The sequence below is a fragment of the Sphingomonas bacterium genome (genome assembly GCF_903643065.1).
GTDB lineage: Bacteria > Pseudomonadota > Alphaproteobacteria > Sphingomonadales > Sphingomonadaceae > Sphingomonas.
Genome location: NZ_CAHJWX010000464.1, coordinates 1 through 2,626, shown reverse-complemented (window position 1 = coordinate 2,626; position 2,626 = coordinate 1). Strand labels below are relative to the sequence as shown.

General features: G+C 68.5%; 2 protein-coding genes. One reads left to right on the top strand and one right to left on the bottom strand.

Annotated elements, in window-relative coordinates:
* On the top strand, positions 1-238 hold a 238-nt coding region (locus tag HUU95_RS13915; RefSeq protein WP_174280645.1), incomplete at its 5' end, for a hypothetical protein.
* 42 nt (positions 239-280) lie between these two features.
* On the opposite strand, the gene HUU95_RS13910 is transcribed toward HUU95_RS13915, so the two are convergent.
* Positions 281-2,626 (bottom strand): TonB-dependent receptor (locus HUU95_RS13910; RefSeq protein ID WP_174280644.1); only part of this gene is annotated, 2,346 nt, incomplete at its 5' end.

The following is a 2,626-nucleotide window of genomic DNA, read 5'->3' as shown; positions in this document are numbered from 1 at the left end:
CGTCCTCTCGTTCGCCGCGCGCCAGCACCTCGATCTCGGCCACGTGACGACCTCGATGCTGGTCTGCGCCGCGCTCACCCCCGACTCGCCGCATCTGCCGCTCGCCGCCGCCGTGGCGCGGCTGCTCAGCGGTGGCGGCGTCGACGCGGTGCTCGCCTTCGGCCCCGAAGGCGGGCTGCTACCGCCGGGCGAGGAGCTGCTGCCGGACGACGCGATGGCACCGGACTGGGTGATCTGACGACAAAGCCCCTCCCCTCCGGGGGAGGGGCAAATATTGTCCTCAGAACGCCTTGCTCAGCGTGCCGCCATAGGTACGCGGGTCACCGGGCTGGCCCACGATCAGCCCCGTGCTCCCCGACTGCGTCGCCAGCACCTCGAAATAGTTGCGGTCGAACGCGTTCCTCACCCAGGCGAAGACGTTGAGGCTCCGGCCCGTCTTGTAGCCGAGCCGGAAGTTGCTCAGCGCATAGCCCCGTACATAGGTATAGGCCGAGGGCGACGGGTTGGACGAGAAGCGCGAGCGGTAGCTGCCGTCATAGCCGAGGTAGAGCTGCCCGTCGGTGCCCGCGATCCGCGCGGGCAGGTCGTACTCCGCCCCATAGGACGCCGCCCATTTCGACACGCCCGGCAGCACCTGGCCGGAGATGTTGCAATTGGCCGGGCTGAGCCCGCCCGGCACGCCCGCCGCCCCCGGCGTCTGGCCGGCGGCGACGGTGGTGCCGCCCGACAGCTCCGGCGGGCAGGGCGCGTCGACGAAACGGACGTATTTCGCATCGGTATAGGCACCGCTGGCGTACAGGCTCAGCCGCGTGGTCGGGCGGAACGCGCTGTCCGCCTCCAGGCCGCGCGAGCGCACCAGCCCGGCATTGGCGAGATAGCCGCGCAGCACCGCATATTGGCTGTTGTTCACCGTCGCCTGGTAATCGAAGATGTCCGTCCAGAACGCCGCCAGGTTCACCGTCGCGCGTCGCTGGGCGAACTGTGTCTTCAGCCCCAGCTCGTAATGGTTGACCTTCTCGGGCTTGACCGTCTGCGCCGCCAGGATCGGGTTGTTGGCGGCGTCCAGCGGCAGGCCGGACAGGTTGACGCCCGCCGACTTGTAGCTGCGCGCATAGGTCGCATACGCGTTGACGTCGGGCGTGATCGCCCAGGCGGCGGTGACGTCGCCCGACAGATTCCACTTCTTGAGCCGCGGGTCGTAGCGCTGCGGAGCCAGCGTCGCGCATTGGTCGCGCGGGATCGCGGCGGTCGGCGCCGGCGTGCACGACAGCACCGCGCCCGCGCCGGTGGTGATCACCGCGGCGTAGTTCGCGTTCTTCTCGTCATAATTGACGCGCAGCCCCGGCGCGATCGAGATCGCGTCGGTCAGGTGCCAGGTCAGCTTGCCGAATGCGGCGGCGCTGGTGTTGCCCAGATGGCTCGTCACGGTCTGGGTGAGCCCGTTCAGCACCGCCGGGATGTTCGCGTCCGCCGAGGTCGGGTTGAGCGTATAGCGGCTGGCGGCGGCGCCCTGCACCTGCAGCCCCTCCACGTTCACCGTCTGATAGAAATAGAACAGCCCGGCGAGATAGTCGATCTTGCGGTCGCCGTTCGACGCGATGCGCACCTCCTGCGTGACCTGGCGCTGCTGCGAGCGGTTGGCCGACACGGTGGTGACCGGCAGCCCGATATAGTCGCGGTCGCTGTTCGGCACCCAGTCCCAGAAGCGCCATGCCGTGACGGAGGTCAGCGTCGCGCCGCCCAGATCGAGGGTGGCGAGCAGCGACGTGCCGCCGATCGCCTGTTTGGCGAGCGGCACCGTGTCGAGGTCGGTCACGCGGTCGAACGGGTTCGTGGAGGGCACCTGATAGCCGAACGCCGCCGCCAGCGCGGCGTATTGGCGCGACAGCGGCCGCTGCGTCGCGCCGGTACGCACGTAATATTGGACGCAGCAGTTCGGGTTCTGATGGTTATAGTCCCCGTACAGCGTCAGATCGAGCGTCGGCGTCGCGTGCCAGAGCAGCTGGCCCCGGAAGCTTGCATTGTCCTGGCTGTTCTGATGCTGGTCGAGCCGCGTGTTGTAGATCGTGCCGCGCCGCGTGGTGACGGAGGTGGACAGGCGGATCGCGAGCTGGTCGTCGACCAGCGGCCCGGAGACGGACGCCTTGCCCTGGAAGAAGTCGTAATTGCCCCCCGTCAGCTCGACGCGCGCCTCGGGCGTGAACGACGGCGCGCGCGTATAGACGTTGATCGCGCCGGCGGTGGTGTTCTTGCCGTACAGCGTCCCCTGCGGCCCGCGCAGCACCTCGATCCGGTCGGTATCGGTAAAGTCGAACGTCGCCGACGCGATGCGGGCGTAATAGACCTGGTCGACATAGATGCCGACGCCCTGTTCGATGCCGTCGTTGGTGAGCCCGAACGGCGCGCCGAGGCCACGGATATTGGCGGCCGAATTGCGCGGATTGGTGGAATAGAATTGCAGGGTCGGCTGCAGCTGCGTCAGCCGATTGACGTTATAGGTCCCCGTTTCCGCCAGCGCGGTGCCGCCGATGACGGAGATCGCGATCGGCACCTTCTGCACGGTCTCGCTGCGCCGGCGCGCGGTAACGACGACATCGCCGCTCGCCGTGGCCGGCCCGAGCCGGCC